This is a genomic window from Streptomyces sp. ISL-36 (assembly GCF_018614205.1).
GTDB lineage: Bacteria > Actinomycetota > Actinomycetes > Streptomycetales > Streptomycetaceae > Streptomyces.
The window spans coordinates 1-17,313 of record NZ_JAGGOS010000135.1 but is presented as its reverse complement, the minus strand read 5'-3'; the positions used below and the strand labels follow the sequence as shown (position 1 = coordinate 17,313).

Below are 17,313 nucleotides of genomic sequence, written 5' to 3'. Positions count from 1 at the left end.
TGTTGTTCATGATCCGGGGGGTGGTGTCACCGGGTCCGGAGGCATCGACGGACCGCTGATGAGGGGCTTGAGCACCGGCTTCACCCAGGCCGGAAGAGCTCTCCGTAACGTGGATGTGGCAGCTCGGTGCCCTGGCAAGGCCGGACGAAAGCGTGATGGAGGGGCCTGCACGTGATCGACACCGGCGACATCGCCTTCTTCCTCGGCCTGGACGTCGGCAAGGGCGAACACCACGCCACCGCCGTCACCCCGGCCGGGAAGAAGGCGTTCGACAAGCGGCTGCCCAACACCGAGCCGAAGCTCCGCGAGCTGTTCGCGAAGCTCCAGGCCAAGCACGGAACCGTGCTGGTCGTGGTCGACCAGCCGGCCTCGATCGGTACCCTGCCGCTGGCCGTCGCCCGGGGCATGGGCTGTCCGGTCGCCTACCTGCCGGGCCTGACGATGCGGCGGATCGCCGACCTCTACCCGGGCGAGGCGAAGACCGACGCGAAGGACGCGTTCATCATCGCGGACGCGGCCCGAGCGATGCCTCACACGCTGAGGGCGATCGACGGCGAGGACGAGACGATCGCCGAGCTGGAGATGATCGTCGGGTTCGACGACGACCTGGCCGGCGAGGCCACCCGGCTCGCGAACCGGCTGCACGTCCTGCTCACCCAGATCCACCCATCCCTGGAACGCGTGCTGGGGCCGCGGTTGCAGCACCCGGCCGTCCTCACGCTGCTGGAACGATTCGGGTCACCGGCCCAGATCCGCAAAGCCGGACGCCGACGGCTGGTCACCCTGCTGCGGCCGAAGGCGCCGAGGATGGCCGAGCGCCTGGTCGAGGAGATCTTCGCCGCCCTGGACGAGCAGACCGTCACCGTTCCGGGGACCGAGGCGGCCGCGCTGATCGTCCCGAGCCTGGCCGGATCGCTCGCCGCCGTGCTCGATCAGCGCAAGCTGCTGGCCGGGCGGATCGAGGAACTCCTGGAGGACCACCCTCTTTCCAAGGTCCTGACGTCGATGCCGGGCATCGGCGTCAGGACCGGAGCCAGGATCCTGATCGAGGTCGGCGACGGCAGCACCTTCCCGACCGCCGGCCACCTCGCCGCCTACGCCGGGCTCGCCCCTGCGACCCGGAGCTCGGGTTCCTCGATCCGCGGCGAACAGCCCTCCAGGAGAGGGAACAAGCAGCTCAAACGCGCCTTCTTCCTCTCCGCGTTCGCCGCCTTGGGCGACCCAGCGTCGCGGGCCTACTACGACAAGAAGATCGCCCAGGGCAAGCACCACACCCAGGCCCTGCTCTGCCTCGCGAGACGCCGGGCCGACGTCCTCTTCGCGATGCTCCGCGACGGAACCTTCTACGAACCCCAACCTGCGGGGGCGAGGTGAGGTTCAGGCCGGTCGGTCAGTCTTCCGGTCGAAGCCGCTGTCGAGCGGCCCCAATCCGCTGGTCATAGTCGGAGGCGAACAGTTCAGGAAGTGCCTTGTCCAGTGTTCCGGCGATCCGATGGATCGGCGCCCAGACCGCAGGATCGTCGACAACGCGGCTGAGGTCCGTCATCTGGAGCCTCTCCAGCCAGTGCCACAGCACCAGCGCCTCGTCACTCGTGAGCTTGATCGTGACCTGGCTATCACTCATGCACACTCCTACGGCTCAGCCCGCCCTCGACCGCACGAACCTACTGGCCTTGGACCTTGACCAAACACATAGGGGCACCCCCCCCCCGGCCATGCCCTGACCACGGAGCACCACGTGACCCCCACTCCCTCCGCGCCCCCAGCCGGACCGCGCCTTCGGCCGTTCCGGGCGTGCGCTACAACGAAGCTCTCGCCGGCAACCTGAGCGGCGGTGATCTGCCGGCCGTACGACGGCATGAAGCCGGCTCACGCACGCGCGCTGCCCCGACGCCCCCACCACCTCGCCCGCCTCCTATACTCGTCGTAACCTCGCGGCGCCGCAGGCCAGTTGGCACGGTGACTCCGACGCGAAATCCTCGTACGGGACCCTCTGCCTGCCCCTATACGTCTACGAACAGCGCGTCGACGACCAGGTCCTCCAGCGTGGGGTCATCGGCGAACTGGAGCTCGGCGCTCCAGGCGCGGCCCCGCTTCTCCCGCACGAGGACGTACAACCGCACGTCGTCGGGCAACGAGCCGCGCACGTGGCCAGGCTGCGTGCCCAGCTCGAGCCGCTGCTGCTCGCCCACCGGGCTCCGGCCTCCTCGGCGGATGCCGTCGTCGCCGACATCGCCCGACGGAAGCCGCTCTCCCAGGCCCAGGTCGGCGGGATCACCCACACCCTCTGGGCCTGCACCGACACCACCGAGCAGGCCCCGTGCCGAACGCCCCAGCCACGCCCCCGGGAAAGGACGGAACGGCTTTCAGCGGGTGAGATCTGCCAGGCTGTTGAGTGCGGTGTCGATCTCTGCCGGAGTGTTGATGACGGCGGTGCCGATGCGGGTGTAGGTCGAGGTGGACAGCCGCACGCGGTGGGCGGCGGCGTGGTCGACGACCTGCTGATGGGTGTGGCCTGCCACACTGAAACAGGTGATGCCCGCTGACAGTTCCGCGTCGGCAGGAGTGTGCACGGTGACCCCGCGGATGCGGCTCAGTCCTTGTTTCACCCGGGTCGACAGCTGTGTGATGCGGGTGGCGACGCGTGCTCGGCCCAGCTGCTCATGCAGCGCCACCGCCACCGGCAGGGCGAAGGCATGCTCGAACGCCAGAAACCCGCCGGGCGACAGGGACGCTGCTCCCCCGCCACTGATGAAGCTCACGAACGTGGGCCGCAGCTGCTCCAGGACGTCCGGCGCCACCCAGACCAGCCCCGTTCCCCTCGGACCGAACAGCCATTTGTGCGTTCCGGCGATCACCACGTCCGCGCCCAGGCCGGCGGCATCCTCATCAACTGCCGCCAGCCCGTGGACGCCGTCGACGACCAGCAGGCACCGGTCGGCAGGACCGCGCCCTTCATTGACCCGGCGCACCACCTCGGCCACCGCACGCACCGGCATCCGAAGCCCCGTACTGGACTGCACCCAGGTGATCCCCACGACTCTCGTGTTGGGGCGTATCGCCTCGCCGACCGCCACTGCGATGCCGTCCGCCGTCGCGGTGGCCGGATCGGCGAACCAGGAGACCAGCCGCACCCTGTTGCCATGCTTCTCGGCGGCCAACCGGGCGGCGGTGCGATGGGAGATGTGGTCGTGCTCCGTCAACAGGAACTCTTGGCCCGGACGGGTCACGACGCCGTTGTAGACGACACCCAGCCCGATACTCGTGCTCGCCGTCATCGCGATGTCCTCCGCCCGGCCTCCCAGATAGGCCGCGAGCGCCTGGCGTACCCGGAGCCATCCGGTCGGACCGTCGGGCAGCGCCATCCCCCCGGGCGCGGCCAGAGGATTGGCGTCGACCTGTGCGCTCAGATGATCCACCGCGTCCCGCACCACCTTCGGATGCGAGGCCAGGTAGAACAACGCGAGGTTCGCCCATCCCGGCTCCAGACGAAACTGCGCCCGCAAGGCGTCCCAGTCCACGCGCCCGTCGACCGTAGTGACCGGCCGCGCCCGTGGTGCGCCCACCCCTGCCGCGCAGGAGCTGGGCACGAGGGTGACCGCCACCGCGCCCGCAGATCGCGCCAGCAGATCGCGCCGACTCGTCATCGACATCCAGCACCCCTTTGCACCGCGACCGGTGGAGCGGCAGGAAGCCCTTCTGGTAACGACGCTACGCGAGGTGGTCGCGAGTGCCGACAGAACCGTCACCCAAACGACCTCTGTTCATGACAGCGACGCCAAAGCAGACACCCTTCTTCCGACGGATCGCTCTCGCGCCGTGGCTGGGCTGCTCAACCTGCTGAAGAAGGCCAGCTACGCCATCGCAAGGCAGACCCCGCAGGACTGGAACACCGCAGGCCGGATGTATCACCACCGCATACGCCGCGCCTCGGCCACGGCCCTCACCCAGCCCGAAATTTCTGCTCACGGCAAGTAGCTGGATCGCGATGTCCGCTTCCTCTGGGATCAAGCGGTCTCGACGGCCTTCGGGACGCGCTCGCGGTGCCGAGATCGCCAAAGCGGGACGAGCGTGGCCGCGGTCATGGCGACCATGGCCGCGGTCGAGATCACGAAAGCCGGCGACGTGGGCGACGAAGCCGAGGCGCCGGCGACCACGTACGACGGCGGTGCCAGGCAGAACACCGACTGCCGTCGCCGCCGTGAATGCGCTGAGCCGCACCCCGGAGAACGCTGCGGCGAGTTTCACCGCTTGGAACAGCGCTCCGGCCGCCGCGTTGAGCACCGGCTCCGGAAAGGAGGCAAGCGTGGAGAGCGCAAAAAGGACAACGAAAACCAACGGCGCCCAGACCCCGCCGCCGAGGCAGGACTCCGGGGAAAGCAGCCGCAGAGGACTCCACAGGAGGAGGGAGGAAGCTGCAACCACCAGAAGCTGCATCCACCGCAGGGCGACCAAGAGAGCGAGCCGGGCCATCAGTGGTATGTGCACGGTGCCGAGTGCACTGGCCAAGGGATCGCACTCGGCGGCCCCGAATCTCATCCCGGATCGCTGGCTACCTCGCCGTAGGAACGACCTACGATGAGCCGTCGTCGAAACTGACGACATCGTGACAACCTCGCCAAGGATGCTGCATGACCGTCCGACTCACGCTGGTGTGCGCCGCCGCCGCGCCGGTGGGGCGCGAGGTGCGCTTCGGGGACCCGTCAGAAGTCGAGACGCCGTTCGGCGAGCGGACCCTCCGGCAGGTACGTGCAATGGCCGGTCGGCTGCCCGCGGCAGCTACCTTGCTCATGGCGCCGTCCGCGCGGTGCCGCCAGACCGCGTCGGCGCTGGGCTGGGAATCCGTGGCGGTGGAGCCCGCGCTGCGGGATCTCGACACGGGGAGCTGGAACAGCCAGACCCTCGCCGAGGTCGCAGCCGCCGACCCCTCGGGACTCGCCGCCTGGCTGGCCGACCCGGAGGCCGCCCCCCACGGCGGCGAGTCCGTGGCCACCCTCTGCCGCCGGACGGCGACCTGGCTCGACACGCTCCCCGCCGACGCGGGTCGGGTCACCGCCGTGGTCGACCAGGCTGTGGCACGGGCCGCTGTGGTTTGCGCCCTGTCCGCACCGCCCTCCTCATTCTGGCGGGTGGACGTCCTTCCGCTGGCCGTCGTCCAGCTCAGCGGCCGGTCGGGCCGGTGGAACCTGCGCCTGGAGCCGGTCACAAGCGAAGGCAGTGGAGAGCCGCTTTGACGTTCCTCCGCAAGGGGTTGATCTCAAGCAAGGTTGAGGTTCTACGGTCGGAGCCATGACAGAGATCACGCAGCCCACGTCCTCGTCCATCTCCGACTCTCAGGCCGAGGCATCGTCCTCGACACGCGTTCCCGAGCGCTACCAGCGGTCCGTGGTGCCGCACATCATGGTCTCCGACGCCGAGTCGGCGATCGCGTTCTATGCCGTCGCCTTCGGGGCGGTGGAGGAGTTCCGGCTCGCCCATCCGCAGGGCGGGGTGATGCACGCCGAGATCAGGATCGGCGAGTCCGTGCTGATGCTCGGCGACGTCTCGGAAGGCCCGTTCACCGCCCCGGCCGCGCTGAACGGCACCTCGGTCGCCCTGCACGTGTTCGTCCCGGACGTGGACGAGATGGTGGAACGGGCCGTGACAGCGGGCGCCGAGCTGATCCATCCGCCCGCCGACCAGTTCCACGGCGACCGTACGGCGATCCTGCGCGATCCCTATGGCCACCTGTGGGTGTTCCTGACCCACTTGAAGGACGTGTCCGAAGAGGAACTGCGGCGCGGCCTGGCGGCGTCGGACCACGGAATGTCGGCCGCAAACTGAAACGGGAGGGGCTTGCCGGGCGCGCCCCCGGCAAGCCCCTCCCGTATGGGACGCTCCGTACGGAACGTCAGTGAGCCGCTGTCGCGGTTTGTCCCGCGGCGGAACCGGCCCCGAATGCGGGGCGCGGCTCGAGGACGCGCTCGGCCAGGCGTCCGTAGACCAGGGCGAACGCCGCCCACAGAGCGATCTGCGTACCGATCGCTCCCAGCCGGAACTGCCACAGCACGTTCGCCGGGAAGTCCGCCGGCGTCTCGTCGACCGTCGGCAGGAACACCATGGCCGCAGCGAGGATGGCGACGAACGCCGCCACGGCGGCGACGGCGGCGTTCCCGGTACCCCAGCGCGGGGCGAGGGTCCGTCCGAGCATCACGGCGGCGATGCCCAGCAGCACGCTCAGGGCGATCATCAGAAAGAACAGCGTGGTGCGCTGGTTCAGCGTGGCGGGATCGCTCGTCGCGGGCGGGTTGGCCGGGTACTTCAGGAACGGCACCAGGTAGGTGGTGGCGAACAGCCCCACGGCGATGAGCGCCGTAGTCGCCCGGGCGCCGAAGCGCCCGATCCTGCCGTACGCGAAGCAGAAGGCCAGCGAGCCGATGCCACCGATGGCCGTGCCGAACACCGTCATCGCGGTCGCGAGACCGATGGTCGACTGCTGGGCCCGGCTGAACATCTCGTGGCCGGCTTCGGTGCTGTGTGCCGCCTCGTAGGCGATGGCGGCGTCGACGGACGGGTTGCCGATGACGTACGCGACGACGGAGGCGAGCAGGCCCGCCACAGCACCGGCGAACATGCCGCGCACCAGGAGGGTGCGCACGGTTGTCGAGTTCATGTGCTCACGTCTCAGTGGCAGGGAAAGCCGAGCAGGTGGCGACCGTCGTGCACGAACTCGTGCACCGTCTCGCCGGAGAAGACGGAAAGAGCGCCCTGCTCAGTGCCGACGAAGTAGAGCAGCACGAGCATGAGAACGCCGAAGAACGCCGCCCAGGGCAGGACCGCCCTCACGGGCAGCGGCGCCTGCGTGGACGTGTCGGAAGATGCGGGCAGTGGGGCGATGGCGGACTGCGCCATGGCGTTGCCTCCTTGGGAACTCGCGTCCCGTTCGTTGGAGCACGCGACGACGGCGTACGGGTCTGACTCACCGCAGCTCGCCACCCCCTGCGGGGGAAGGCTCGCCGAGCGGTACACAGTGGCGCGACCGTGCCGGACTTTCACCGGGCTTCCGTCGATGCCGTCGTCCTGTCGCCCGAGACGGTAGCGCTACGGCGGCAATCCGCCAAGGTGGCGTGTATCGCACGGCGGCGACCAGGAGACCCGTTGGCAAGGCCCGTCCCGGCGGCACGGGGGAGTTCCGCCGGGACGGGTACGGCGATCATCCCAGACGTGGGGCTCCCCAGGGTGCCGGATTGACGACAGAAACGCCTGGGTGGCGGGGCGCCTACTTCTTGCGGCCGGCGAGCTGGTTGCGGAGTCCGGGGATCGAGTGGCGTCGGGCCGCTGGGGTTTCCGGCGCGCGGCCACACGTCACTGACGCACCCTGGAGCCTCCCCCGTCCGGCGGCCTCCGTAGGGGTGCTCCGTATCGGGTCACACGGACGCGAGGACGAGGCCGCCGGCGATGCCGAGGACGACGGATGCTGCCGCGGTGCCGTACGCGACCACCTCCGCGAGCGGCTGGGTGTGAAGGTGTTCAGGTGCGCCCGTCGGGGAGGCGGCGGGGCGGATCCAGCGCAGGTAGTAGAAGAGGGAGGCGACGGTGTTGACGGCGGCGGTGACGGTGAGCCAGCCGAGTCCGGCGTCGGCGGCCGCGGTGAAGACCTCCACCTTGCCGAGGAAGACCGCCGTCGGCGGGGTGCCGACCAGGCCCAGGAGGCAGACGACGAGGCTGAACACGAGCGCGGGGCGACGGCGCAGGAGACCTCTGTACGCGTCGACGGTCCGCAGCTCCTGCAGGGCGCAGACGACGGCGAAGGCCCCGAGATTGGTGACTGCGTAGGCGGCGAGGTAATAGAGGAGCGCCTCTCGTGCGAGGTCGCTGTCCTGGGCCGCTGCGACGGGCATGAGCAAGTAGCCGACCTGGCTGATGGTCGAGTAGGCGAGAAGGCGCCGCACGTCGCTCTGGAAGAAGGCGGCGAGGTTGCCGAGGGTCATGGAGGCTGCGGCGAGCACGGCGACGAGTTCGGGTACCGGTACGCCGGTGTCGGCGAGGGGCTCGGCGACGAGGCGGTACAGGGCGGCGAGCGCGGCGATCTTGGGGATGGTGGTGAGGAGGGCGGCCACGGGCGGCGAAGTGCCCTGTACAGCGTCGGGCACCCAGAAGTGGCCGGGCACTCCCCCGGCCTTGAACAGCAGGCCGGCGAGTACGCCCACGACGCCGACGGCGACGAGCGGTTCCGGCGCGGCGGGCAGTGCCTCGGTGAGCGCCGGGTAGGCGGTGGCGCGGCCGGCGGCGTAGAGCAGGGTGATCCCGGTGAGGAGGACGACGCCGAGCAGCGCGCCGACGATGTAGAACTTCAGGGCCGCTTCGGTCCCCGGTCCGTCCTTGCGGAAGCCCGCGAGGGCGTACGCCGGGACGCTCGCGAGCAGGTAGGCGGCGGCGAGCAGCAGCAGGTCCTGGGACCCCGCGAGCATCAGGGCGCCGAGTGAAGCGAGTGGGACCAGGACGTGGAACTCGCTCTCGCGCGCGTGCCCCCGAAAGGGCACGAAGCCGAGGGCGAGCACGACGAGGGTGCCGGCGAGGACGACGATACGGACGGTGGACGTGACGGGGTCGATCGCGAAGGCTCCGTCGAACGCCGTCATCGGGCCGTCCGTGGCCGCGACCGCCGCCGCCACGATGCCCGCGGTGCACGCGACCGCGGCGAGCGCGGGCACGATCCACTGCCGGTGGCGGGGCAGCCAGGCTCCGAGGAGCAGGCCGAGCACCGCGGAGGCGCCGAGGAGCACTTCGGGGAGGAGGTCGAGCGGGTTCTCGTCCATGCCGGTCATCTCGGTCATCGGGCGAGCAGGTCCAGTACCCGGCGCGAGGCGGGCTCGATGACGTCGAGGAGGAAGCGGGGCGCGAGGCCGAGGACGACAGCGAGGGCGAGCAGGGGGACGATGGCGAGGCCCTCATGGGCGCGGATGTCGGCGAAGGGACGGGCGCTGCCGGGGGCGTCCGGCAGTCGCAGCCGTCCAAGGAACATGCGTTGCAGGGCTCGTAGCAGCAGGGCTGCCGTCAGCAGAATGCCGAGCGTCGCGAGTCCGGTCGCGACGGGCCTGGGCCCGAGGCTCCCGGCGAGGATCTGGAACTCCGCGATGAAGCCGGAGAAACCGGGAAGCCCGAGCGAGGCGAACACCGCGACGCCGGTCAGGGCGGCGAACACGGGCGCCCGGGTGGCGATTCCGGAGTACGCGGCCATGTCGTACGTACGGCCACGTTCGTAGAGGACGCCCGCGAGGAGGAACAGGGCGCCGGTGAGCAGGCCGTGGCTCACCATCTGGTACGTCGCTCCGGTGACGGCGAGGCGGCGCGCGTCGGCCGTGTCGGAGGCGAGGGAGGCGGCGGCGCCGATCGCGAGCAGGATGTAGCCCATGTGGTTGACGGACGTGTAGGCGATCATGCGCTTGAACTGGGTCTGGGCGAGGGCGACGAGTGCTCCGTACAAGACGGAGACCAGGCCGACGACGACGAAGACGAGCGCGTACGAGCGCCACGCCTCGGGCAGCAGCGGCATCGCGATGCGGAGGAACCCGTACGTCCCCATCTTCAGCAGGACGCCCGCGAGGATGGCCGATCCCTCGGCGGGCGCTTCGGTGTGGGCGGGCGGCAGCCAGGTATGGAAGGGCACGGTTGGGGTCTTGACGGCCAGGCCGACGCCGATGGCGAGGAGGACCACGGCGCCGTAGGCGGAGCGGCCGGCGAGGGGGTTCTGCCGGCCGAGTTCGACCATGTCGAAGGTGTGGGGGGCAGCGGCGAGGTAAAGGCCGATGAAGCCGAGGAGGAGGGCGAGGGAGCCGGTGAAGGTGTAGAGGAAGAACTTCATCGCCGCACGGCCGGCGTTCGGAGCCTGGCCCCATCCGGCGATGATGAAGTACATCGCGACGATCGACAGATCGAAGAAGACGAAGAACAGGATCAGGTCGAGCGCCGCGAAGAGGCCGAGGCAGGTGGTCTCCAGGAAGAGGAAGAGCGCCGTGAACTCCCTTACCCGGTCGGTCTGTCGAAGGGCGTAGAGGGAGCAGGCGAGGAACAGGACGGCGGTCATGGCGAGGAGCGGCAGGGACAGGCCGTCGATTCCGACGTGGTAGCCGATGCCGGCGCTGGGGATCCATCGGGCGTTGGTCTCGTACTGGATGCCGGCGCCGTTCCGGTAGCCGGCCCACACGGCGACGACCAGGGCGAGGACCGTCGCGGAGACGGCGATCCAGGTGCCGCGGACGATGTGGTGGGGCGTGCGGCGCGGGAGGCGGAGCAGCAGCGCGGCGGCGACGGTGGGGAGCAGGACGAGGGCCGTGAGCACGGCGGTCACCTCACGAGGACGAGCACGAGGGCGAGGACGGTGAAGGCCGCGACGGCCTGAGCGAGGTACTGGTGGAGCTGCCCGGTCTGCGGGCGGCGGGCGAGGCGCCCGAGCGTCCGGCTCGTGGCGGCGACTTCTTCGACGGTGCCGTCCACCGCCGTCTCCGCCCGTAGATCGACGGTGGTGGCGAACCGGAGGACACCGCGGGCGAGGTCGTCGACGGCCCGGTCGAGGATCCGGTCGTCGAAGGCGGCGAGCGCGTGCGCGAGCCGCAGCGTCGGGCGTACGAGCAGCAGGCGGGCGGCGGCCTCCAGGCCCAGCCACTGCCGTGCCCATCGGGCGGAGTCCAGGTTCCGGCGGTCGCCCCACCACCACGCGGCGGCCGAGGCCGTGAGCGCGAGCACCCCGCTGACCGCGAACTCCCATGCATGCGGGACGACTTCTCCGCTCGCGCCGAGGGTACGGGCGACGGCTTCCCGTACCGAGGGCAGCGTGAGGAGTGCTAGGGCGAGCGAAGCGAGGGCGAGGCTGCTGAAGGGGAGGATCACGGTGGCGGGTGGACGCTCCAGCGGCCGGCGGTCCGCCACGGTGGCGGGTTGCCACACGTACCAGAGGGCTTTGCCGCTGTATACGGCGGAGATCACGGATCCCACAAGACCGGCGGCGTAGAGGCCGGGACCGGTTTCGAGTGCTCCGGCGAGGAGGACGTCCTTGGACGCCCACAGGGCGAGTGGCGGTACGCCTGCGAGGGCGAGCGCGGCCACGGTGAAGGCCGCCCCGGAGACGGGATCTCCACGGGCGGCGCCGCGCAGTCCGGACAGCTGCTGCGTACCGAGACGCGTGAGCCAGAAGCCGGTCACGAGGAACGCCAAGCTCTTCGCCGCGGCGTGGGCGATGAGCTGGAGCACCCCTCCCACGGTCGAGCCGACTCCGGCCGCGAGCACCATGAAGCCGATCTGTGCGCAGCTCGACGCGGCGAGCAGCTGCTTGAGGTCGTTCTGCGCGACCGCGACCAGGCCGAGCGCGACCGCCGTGACCGCGCCGGTCCAGGCCACCGTGTCGTCACCCCAGCCGGAGGCGGCGAGAAGGGGCGCGAACCGGAGCAGGAGGTAGGCGCCCGCGACGACCATGGTGGCGGAGTGCAGCAGCGCCGAAACCGGGCTGGGGCCCCGCATCGCGTGCGACAACCAGAAGCTGAAAGGGAGTTGGGCCGACTTACCCAGCGCCGCGGCAATGACCCCTGCGGTCAGCACGTGCAGCCACGGGCTCGCCGCCCGCTCCGGTCCATCGAACGCCATGCTCTGGCCGGCGGCAAGGGCCGCGCCGGACGCCAGGTAGAGGCCGAGGTCGGCGGTACGGGTGGTGAGGAACGCGATGTCCGCCGAAGTCGCGCGTGCCGGGTCCTGCCACCAGTACCCGATGAGGGCCCAGGAGGTGGCGCCCATGACCTCCCAGCTCATCAGCAGGGCGGGCAGGGTGGTGGCGGTGACGGTGACGAGCATCGCGCCGCTGAAGAGCAGCATGAGGCCGAAGAACCGTGCCCGCGCCTCGCGCGGCCCGATGTCGGCGACGCTGAAAAGCAGGACCGCCGCCGTCACCGCCGTGTCCGTGACGACCATCAGGCCGGACAGGCCGTCCACGGCCAGCCGGAACGGCGCGCCCTCCAGGAGCGGTGCCTGAGCGGAGGGGTGTTCGAAGGCCGCGGCGCAGGCGAGGCCGAGGTCGACGAGGGCCGCCGAGACCGCGATGCCCGGCGCCGTACGGTCCGCCCGTCTCCCGCAGACGGCCAGGACGGCGCCGGTGACGAGTGGTACGGCGATCAGCGCCCACAGCAGCCCGCTCACCCCCGCAGCTCCGCGGCCTCGTCGGTGGTGTCGACCTCGCGGGTGCGGAAGAGTGCGGTGACGATGGCGAACCCGATCGCCATCTCGACCGCCATGACGGTGACGGCGAGCACGACCAGGACCTGTCCATCGGTCGCGGCGGGCGCGATGTAGTGCCACACGGCCGCGGCAGCGAGGATGACCCCGCCGAGCATCAGCTCGAGCCCCATCATCAGCATCACGATCGACTGCTGGGTCAGGGCCCCGAACAGCCCGACGCTGAACAGCGCGGCCGCCACGACGAGGAAGAGTTCCAGGTTCACCGGCCGACCCCTCCCCGTACGGGATCGTTCGCGCGGCGCGCGTCGAGGGCGTCGCCCAGCCGGTCGTAACGGCCGCGACTCGTGGACAGGACGACGGTGGCCACGATCGTGGCGAACAGCGCGAACCCCAAGGTCATCATGGTCAGCATGTGCGGGCCCATCAGGGACTCCCCCAGCGCCATCGTCGGATCGTCGTCCGCCGTGCCGGCCCGGCTCGGCCAGGGGGTGAGGAGGATGCCCGCCACGAACAACGCGAAGACGACCGCGCAGAGGATCGCCGCGCCCTTCTTGTTGTGCACCATGGACATCGGCATGAGACCGGCCGGGTTCATCATGAACATCACCATGAACACGGCCATGATGGCCATCTCGATCGTCATCATCAGGACGGTGACGACGCCGAGGTAGTCGAGTCCGAGCAGGATCACCAGGCCGCCCACGCACAGCAGCGACAGGAGCAGCGAGTAGGTGGCCCGCGCCATCGAGTCGAAGCGGAAGACCATCACGCCGCTCGCCACCGCGAGCACTCCGAGTACGCCGAAGACGACTTCGTCCAGCACCGCAGCCCCCTAACGATCGAGTACGACGACGGCGACGACCAGCGCCTGCACAAGCGTCAACGGCACGAGCACCATCCAGGCGACCTCCATGTAGCGCTCCATGCGCAGTACCGGCATCAGCCGTCGTGCGGCGATCAGTGCGGCAAGGACCGCGCCCGTCTTGAGCGCCGTCCACGCCCAGGCCGGCAGCAGCGGCCCGTGGCCGCCGCCGAGGAACAACGGCACGCTGAAAGCGGCCGTCACAACGAACAGCAACCACCGCCCGCCCAGGAGCAGGAGCCGGTCCGCCCCGCTGTACTCGGCAACCGCGCCGCCCGCCGCGTCCCGGCCCAGCGGATGACCGAACGGTCCCCAGAAAGACATCGCCAGAGCGCTGAGCAGGTAGACGAGGAACGCGGCCGGCATCCACACCACGAACCACAGCCCCCGCTGCGCCGCGACGATGTCGCCGACCCTCAGGGACTCCGCCCCGAGCGCGGCCGTCGTCAGCGCGAACATGTGCGGCAGCTCGTACGCGAGGCCCTGCGCGAGGAAGCGGTAACCGCCGAACAGCGGCAGCGCCGAGTTGGGCCCCCAGCCGGCCAACCACACCGCCGCCCAGGCCAGCGCCTCCATCGCGTTGAACCACACCACGCCCACGACGGGGTCGGTGACCGCGCCGGTGCCCCAGGGCAGTACGGCCGCGGCGAGCACGGCGGCGACCGGCACCAACGCGATCCCCAAACGTCCGAGCAGCGAGTCGGAGGCGGCCGTACGGCGCCGCTGCTGACCGAGGAGGCGCAGTACGTCGAACAGCGGGGCCACGAACGCCTGCCGCGCCCCGGACGGCCCTGAGGTGAGGACGGCGTCGAAGCCGGCGGCGGCCAGGGCCAGGACGACCAGAGCGAGTGGCATGAGGAGGACGGCCCACAGGGGCGCGGTCTCAGCCATGGGCGACTGCTGTGGGTGCCAGTTCGTCGAGGTCCGGGTCGAGGCTGGCGACGATCAGCCGGGCGCAGGCGAACTCGGCACCGGTCACGAGCTCGGGCAGGGCCCGCAGAAGGCGCTGTGACGGCGGGTGTTCCGCTGCGAGGCGACCGCGCGGCCCGTTCAGGTCATGGCTCGGCCAGGGTCTCCCGTCGTGCGCGGCCTTGAGCGAGCGCTGCGTCTCGTCGAGCCAGACGAGGAGCCGATCCCATACGTCTCCGTCGGCGATCAGCGCCGGGCCGGTCACCCCGAGCTCCCCCGCTCGCGCGGCGGACAGGTGCCCCAGCCCGGTCAGCAGCCCTCGTAGGAGGCGGGACGAACGGACGCGACGCGCGAACCGGCGTACGTCGTCGTCGACATCGGTCACCATGGCACCCACCAGCACCGCGTCACGCAACGCGCGGGCGCGGCCCGCCTGATGTGCCCAGCCGGCGATCGAGAGCAGCCGTCCGAGGCTGTCCAGGTGGGCCGCACAGCGTCGCCGCTCCACCACGCCGGTCGGCACGGTCGATCCGTCGCCCACGAACAGCCAGGGCGCGCTCCAGAAGGGGAGGCGGGCGGCGCCCGTCCGCGCCGGCGCCGCCACCACGAGGGTCTCGGCCCGCTGAATCACGTCACCCTGCACGGCCACATCGAGCACGAGCCCCGTCGGCCAGTCGGGCAGCGCGGGCCCCAGTCTCAGATGCAGCCGGTCGAGCCGCAGTCCGTCCCGGTCATCGTCCCGCTCGGCCATCGGGCGTCCGGCGACGACACCGCCGTGATGGCCGGTGTGGTGGCCGGCGTGGGCGTCATGACCGTGGTGGCCGCCCTCGTCGCCGTGCCCCTGGTGATCACCGTCTTCCTGGTCGCCGTGGTCCCCATCGGGGTCATGAGCCGCATGGTGGTCATGAGTCCCGTGGCGGTCGTGGGCGTCGTGGCGGTCGTGGGCGTCGTGGCGGTCGTGGGCGTCGTCGTGGTCATGGGCGTCGTCGTGGTCATGGGCGTCGTCGTGGTCATGGGCGTCGTCGTGCTCGCCATGACCGGCATGCTCGTCGTGCGGACCCGGGTGATGCCGCTGGCCGTCCGTCGGGTGAGCGTCGCCCTCGCCTCCGGCTCGCCCATGGCGGGTAACGCCGCCCGGCCCTCCTGGCGCGGGCCCGACGGGTTCCTCACCCATGGCGAGCTCTCGGCGTGCGCGGTCGAGAGCCGCCTCCGCCTCGTCGGCCGTATCCACCGTCACGTACGCCCGCGGCTCAGGCACCGCCTGCCAGACCCGACCGAGCCACTCCGGGCTCTCCGCGTCAGGTTTTCCGGCAACGACGAGCAGCGTCGCCGCGGCCGGGCTGTCGGCCGACGACCAGCCACGTAGACGCAGTTCCCGCTCTGTTGCCAGGCGTTCTTCAGTAGCCCCGGAGAGAGTCACCAGGAAGACGGCGGGGCGCCGGGTAGCCGCCCGGCGCAGCACCCGGTTCAGGTCCACCGGAGAGCACCCTCGCGCCAGGCGTAGGTGACGGCGGCGAAGAGGAGGCCGAGGAAGAGGAACATCTCGATGACCGCCGGAGCACCCATCTCGCTCACCACTCGGACCCACGGGTACATGAAGAGCATTTCCATGTCGAACGCGAGGAAGATCATCGTGACGGGGTACCAGCGGACGTGGAACCGCGAGAGCGCGTGCTCGCGCGGCTCGGACCCGCCCGAGAAGGGCACCGCATCGACCACGTCACGCCTGCCGGCCAACAGGGCGTTGAGGCCGTAGAGCCCGGCGATTCCCCCCGCCGTCAGCCCCAGCAGCACCAGCACCGGCTCCCACACAGTCACCCGCCGCATCTTGTACGCCGTGGCGCGCGGGCCCGAGCCGACGTACGGAGCACCAGCCACATTCACCCGAACGGCAACACCCCCTGAGGCAGGGCTCACTGTCGACGTCCTGAGATCGGGGTTGTTTTCCGATACGGGGAGGGGGTATAAACGTCCCTGTCGAGATACCCCCCGGGGGTATCAAATACGGAGGAGGAGCTCATGTCCGCCTACAGCACCACGTACAAGGTCGCCGGCGTCAACAGCGGCCACTGCAAGGCGATCGTCAGCGGTGCCCTGCGGGAGCTCGACGCCGTCGACACGGTTCACGTAGAGATCTCCACGGGCCTGGTCACCGTCAACACGGCCGCCGAGCCGGACGACAAGCTGATCGAGGAGACCATCGAGGACGCCGGCTACGACTACATCGGCCGCGCCTGACCGTCACGATCACCCCTCACGAACGAGGAGCAGCAGTCATGAGTACACCGACGACGGCCGGCGCCGCCCAGGTCGAGCTCGCCATCGGCGGCATGACCTGCGCCTCGTGCGCGGCCCGTATCGAGAAGAAGCTGAACCGTATGGACGGGGTCGAGGCCACCGTCAATTACGCCACGGAGAAGGCGAAGGTCACCTTCGACGCGGACGCCGGCATCTCGGTCGCCGACCTGATCGCGACGGTGGAGGCCACCGGCTACACCGCCGCCGAACCCCAGCCCGAGCGCCCCCGGGGCAGCGGCGGCGACGAGGGCCCCACGGACGAGGAGAAGGCCGACGAGGAGCTGCGGCCGCTGAAGCAGCGGCTGATCACGGCCGTCGCGCTCGCCGTCCCCGTCATCGCGATGGCGATGATCCCGGCGCTGCAGATCGAGTACTGGCAGTGGCTGAGCCTCACGCTGGCCGCGCCGGTCGTCGTCTACGCCGCCTGGCCGTTCCACCGTGCCGCGTGGACCAACGCCAGGCACGGCGCGGCCACCATGGACACCCTGATCTCGGTCGGCACCATCGCCGCGTTCCTGTGGTCGCTGTGGGCGCTGTTCTTCGGCACCGCCGGTACGCCGGGCATGACGCACCCCTTCGAGTTCACGATCGCCCGCACCGACGGCGCCGGGAACATCTACCTGGAGGCCGCGGCCGGTGTCACCGCCTTCATCCTGGCCGGCCGGTACTTCGAGGCCCGCTCCAAGCGCAAGGCAGGCGCCGCGCTCAAGGCGCTGATGCAGCTGGGCGCCAAGGAGGTCACCGTCCTGCGCGACGGGCGCGAGGTCACCGTACCCACCGCCGAACTCCAGGTCGGGGACCGCTTCCTGGTCCGCCCGGGCGAGAAGATCGCCACCGACGGCACCGTCGCCGAGGGCTCCTCCGCCGTCGACGCCTCGATGCTCACCGGGGAGTCCGTCCCCGTCGAGGTCTCCGTCGGCGACAACGTCACCGGCGCCACCCTCAACGCCGGCGGCCGCCTGGTCGTCGAGGCCACCCGCGTCGGCGCCGACACCCAGCTCGCCCGGATGGCCAAGCTCGTCGAGGACGCCCAGAACGGC

General features: G+C 70.6%; 20 protein-coding genes, 1 pseudogene and 1 riboswitch. Of the genes and pseudogenes, 9 read left to right on the top strand and 12 right to left on the bottom strand.

The genetic code is table 11. The features are described from left to right. The first annotated feature begins 171 nt into the window (after positions 1 to 171). Positions 172 to 1,374 (top strand): IS110 family transposase, encoded by a 1,203-nt coding sequence (locus tag J7E93_RS30580; protein WP_374105449.1) that lies wholly within the window; start codon positions 172 to 174, stop codon positions 1,372 to 1,374. A 16-nt stretch (positions 1,375 to 1,390) separates the two neighbouring features. On the opposite strand, the gene J7E93_RS30575 is transcribed toward J7E93_RS30580, so the two are convergent. Next, a complete protein-coding gene (locus tag J7E93_RS30575; protein WP_215073260.1) occupies positions 1,391 to 1,624 on the bottom strand; it encodes a hypothetical protein in 234 nt (77 codons plus the stop codon). Positions 1,625 to 1,997: 373 nt separating this feature from the next. On the opposite strand from J7E93_RS30575, the pseudogene J7E93_RS30570 reads away from it, so the two are divergent. Next, positions 1,998 to 2,252, top strand: a pseudogene (locus J7E93_RS30570) (DUF1015 family protein); the annotation flags it as partial. A 114-nt stretch (positions 2,253 to 2,366) separates the two neighbouring features. Here J7E93_RS30570 and J7E93_RS30565 read toward each other — a convergent pair. After that, on the bottom strand, positions 2,367 to 3,521 hold the full coding sequence (locus tag J7E93_RS30565; RefSeq protein WP_308368841.1) for an aminotransferase class V-fold PLP-dependent enzyme: 1,155 nt from the start codon (positions 3,519 to 3,521) through the stop codon (positions 2,367 to 2,369). Positions 3,522 to 3,594: 73 nt separating this feature from the next. Between J7E93_RS30565 and J7E93_RS30560 the strand changes: the two genes are divergently transcribed. From J7E93_RS30560 to J7E93_RS30545, 4 genes are all read left to right on the top strand, one after another. Continuing rightward, positions 3,595 to 3,978 (top strand): hypothetical protein, encoded by a 384-nt coding sequence (locus J7E93_RS30560; RefSeq protein ID WP_215073265.1) that lies wholly within the window; start codon positions 3,595 to 3,597, stop codon positions 3,976 to 3,978. Between the two features lie 105 nt (positions 3,979 to 4,083). Beyond that, a complete protein-coding gene (locus J7E93_RS30555) occupies positions 4,084 to 4,566 on the top strand; it encodes a hypothetical protein (RefSeq protein WP_215073259.1) in 483 nt (160 codons plus the stop codon). A gap of 65 nt (positions 4,567 to 4,631) precedes the next feature. Continuing rightward, on the top strand, positions 4,632 to 5,234 hold the full coding sequence (locus tag J7E93_RS30550; protein ID WP_215073258.1) for a histidine phosphatase family protein: 603 nt from the start codon (positions 4,632 to 4,634) through the stop codon (positions 5,232 to 5,234). A gap of 166 nt (positions 5,235 to 5,400) precedes the next feature. Beyond that, on the top strand, positions 5,401 to 5,823 hold the full coding sequence (locus J7E93_RS30545; RefSeq protein ID WP_374105450.1) for a VOC family protein: 423 nt from the start codon (positions 5,401 to 5,403) through the stop codon (positions 5,821 to 5,823). 67 nt (positions 5,824 to 5,890) lie between these two features. Here J7E93_RS30545 and J7E93_RS30540 read toward each other — a convergent pair whose 3' ends face one another. The 9 genes from J7E93_RS30540 to J7E93_RS37550 form a co-directional block, all read right to left on the bottom strand. Then, a complete protein-coding gene (locus tag J7E93_RS30540; RefSeq protein ID WP_215073256.1) occupies positions 5,891 to 6,652 on the bottom strand; it encodes a CbtA family protein in 762 nt (253 codons plus the stop codon). A gap of 11 nt (positions 6,653 to 6,663) precedes the next feature. Beyond that, complete coding sequence (locus tag J7E93_RS30535; RefSeq protein ID WP_215073255.1) at positions 6,664 to 6,891, bottom strand: CbtB-domain containing protein; 228 nt, start codon at positions 6,889 to 6,891, stop codon at positions 6,664 to 6,666. Between the two features lie 60 nt (positions 6,892 to 6,951). Next, positions 6,952 to 7,044, bottom strand: a riboswitch (cobalamin riboswitch). 362 nt (positions 7,045 to 7,406) lie between these two features. After that, positions 7,407 to 8,807: an NADH-quinone oxidoreductase subunit N gene (locus tag J7E93_RS30530; protein ID WP_215073262.1), complete on the bottom strand. Its 1,401-nt coding sequence runs from the start codon at positions 8,805 to 8,807 to the stop codon at positions 7,407 to 7,409. Between the two features lie 5 nt (positions 8,808 to 8,812). Then, a complete protein-coding gene (locus tag J7E93_RS30525; RefSeq protein ID WP_215073254.1) occupies positions 8,813 to 10,321 on the bottom strand; it encodes a NuoM family protein in 1,509 nt (502 codons plus the stop codon). Between the two features lie 5 nt (positions 10,322 to 10,326). Further along, complete coding sequence (locus tag J7E93_RS30520; protein WP_215073253.1) at positions 10,327 to 12,165, bottom strand: proton-conducting transporter membrane subunit; 1,839 nt, start codon at positions 12,163 to 12,165, stop codon at positions 10,327 to 10,329. Further along, positions 12,162 to 12,467, bottom strand: coding sequence for an NADH-quinone oxidoreductase subunit NuoK (gene nuoK, locus J7E93_RS30515; RefSeq protein ID WP_215073252.1), 306 nt, complete (start codon positions 12,465 to 12,467; stop codon positions 12,162 to 12,164). Before nuoK ends, J7E93_RS30520 begins: the two co-directional genes overlap by 4 nt. Next, the gene (locus tag J7E93_RS30510; RefSeq protein WP_215073251.1) at positions 12,464 to 13,027 is read right to left on the bottom strand and encodes an NADH-quinone oxidoreductase subunit J; all 564 of its coding nucleotides are present in this window, start codon (positions 13,025 to 13,027) and stop codon (positions 12,464 to 12,466) included. Before J7E93_RS30510 ends, nuoK begins: the two co-directional genes overlap by 4 nt. Positions 13,028 to 13,036: 9 nt before the next feature. Then, entirely contained in the window at positions 13,037 to 13,957 is a 921-nt protein-coding gene (locus J7E93_RS30505) for an NADH-quinone oxidoreductase subunit H (protein WP_215073250.1), read from the bottom strand. Then, positions 13,950 to 14,726, bottom strand: a complete 777-nt coding sequence (locus tag J7E93_RS37550; RefSeq protein ID WP_251067311.1) for a hypothetical protein — start codon at positions 14,724 to 14,726, stop codon at positions 13,950 to 13,952. The genes J7E93_RS30505 and J7E93_RS37550 overlap by 8 nt, the downstream gene beginning before the upstream one ends. Between J7E93_RS37550 and J7E93_RS37545 the strand changes: the two genes are divergently transcribed. Next, the gene (locus tag J7E93_RS37545; RefSeq protein ID WP_251067310.1) at positions 14,676 to 15,341 is read left to right on the top strand and encodes a hypothetical protein; all 666 of its coding nucleotides are present in this window, start codon (positions 14,676 to 14,678) and stop codon (positions 15,339 to 15,341) included. The two genes, J7E93_RS37550 and J7E93_RS37545, sit on opposite strands and share 51 nt — an antisense overlap. A 101-nt stretch (positions 15,342 to 15,442) precedes the next feature. Here J7E93_RS37545 and J7E93_RS30495 read toward each other — a convergent pair whose 3' ends face one another. Beyond that, positions 15,443 to 15,802 carry an NADH-quinone oxidoreductase subunit A gene (locus tag J7E93_RS30495; protein ID WP_215073261.1) on the bottom strand — a complete coding sequence of 120 codons (360 nt, stop codon included), beginning with the start codon at positions 15,800 to 15,802 and terminating at the stop codon, positions 15,443 to 15,445. Positions 15,803 to 15,994: 192 nt separating this feature from the next. On the opposite strand from J7E93_RS30495, the gene J7E93_RS30490 reads away from it, so the two are divergent. Both J7E93_RS30490 and J7E93_RS30485 read left to right on the top strand, forming a co-directional pair. Next, a complete protein-coding gene (locus J7E93_RS30490; RefSeq protein ID WP_215073248.1) occupies positions 15,995 to 16,213 on the top strand; it encodes a cation transporter in 219 nt (72 codons plus the stop codon). A 38-nt stretch (positions 16,214 to 16,251) separates the two neighbouring features. Further along, positions 16,252 to 17,313: cation-translocating P-type ATPase (locus tag J7E93_RS30485; protein ID WP_215073247.1), on the top strand; the 1,062-nt coding region annotated here is incomplete at its 3' end.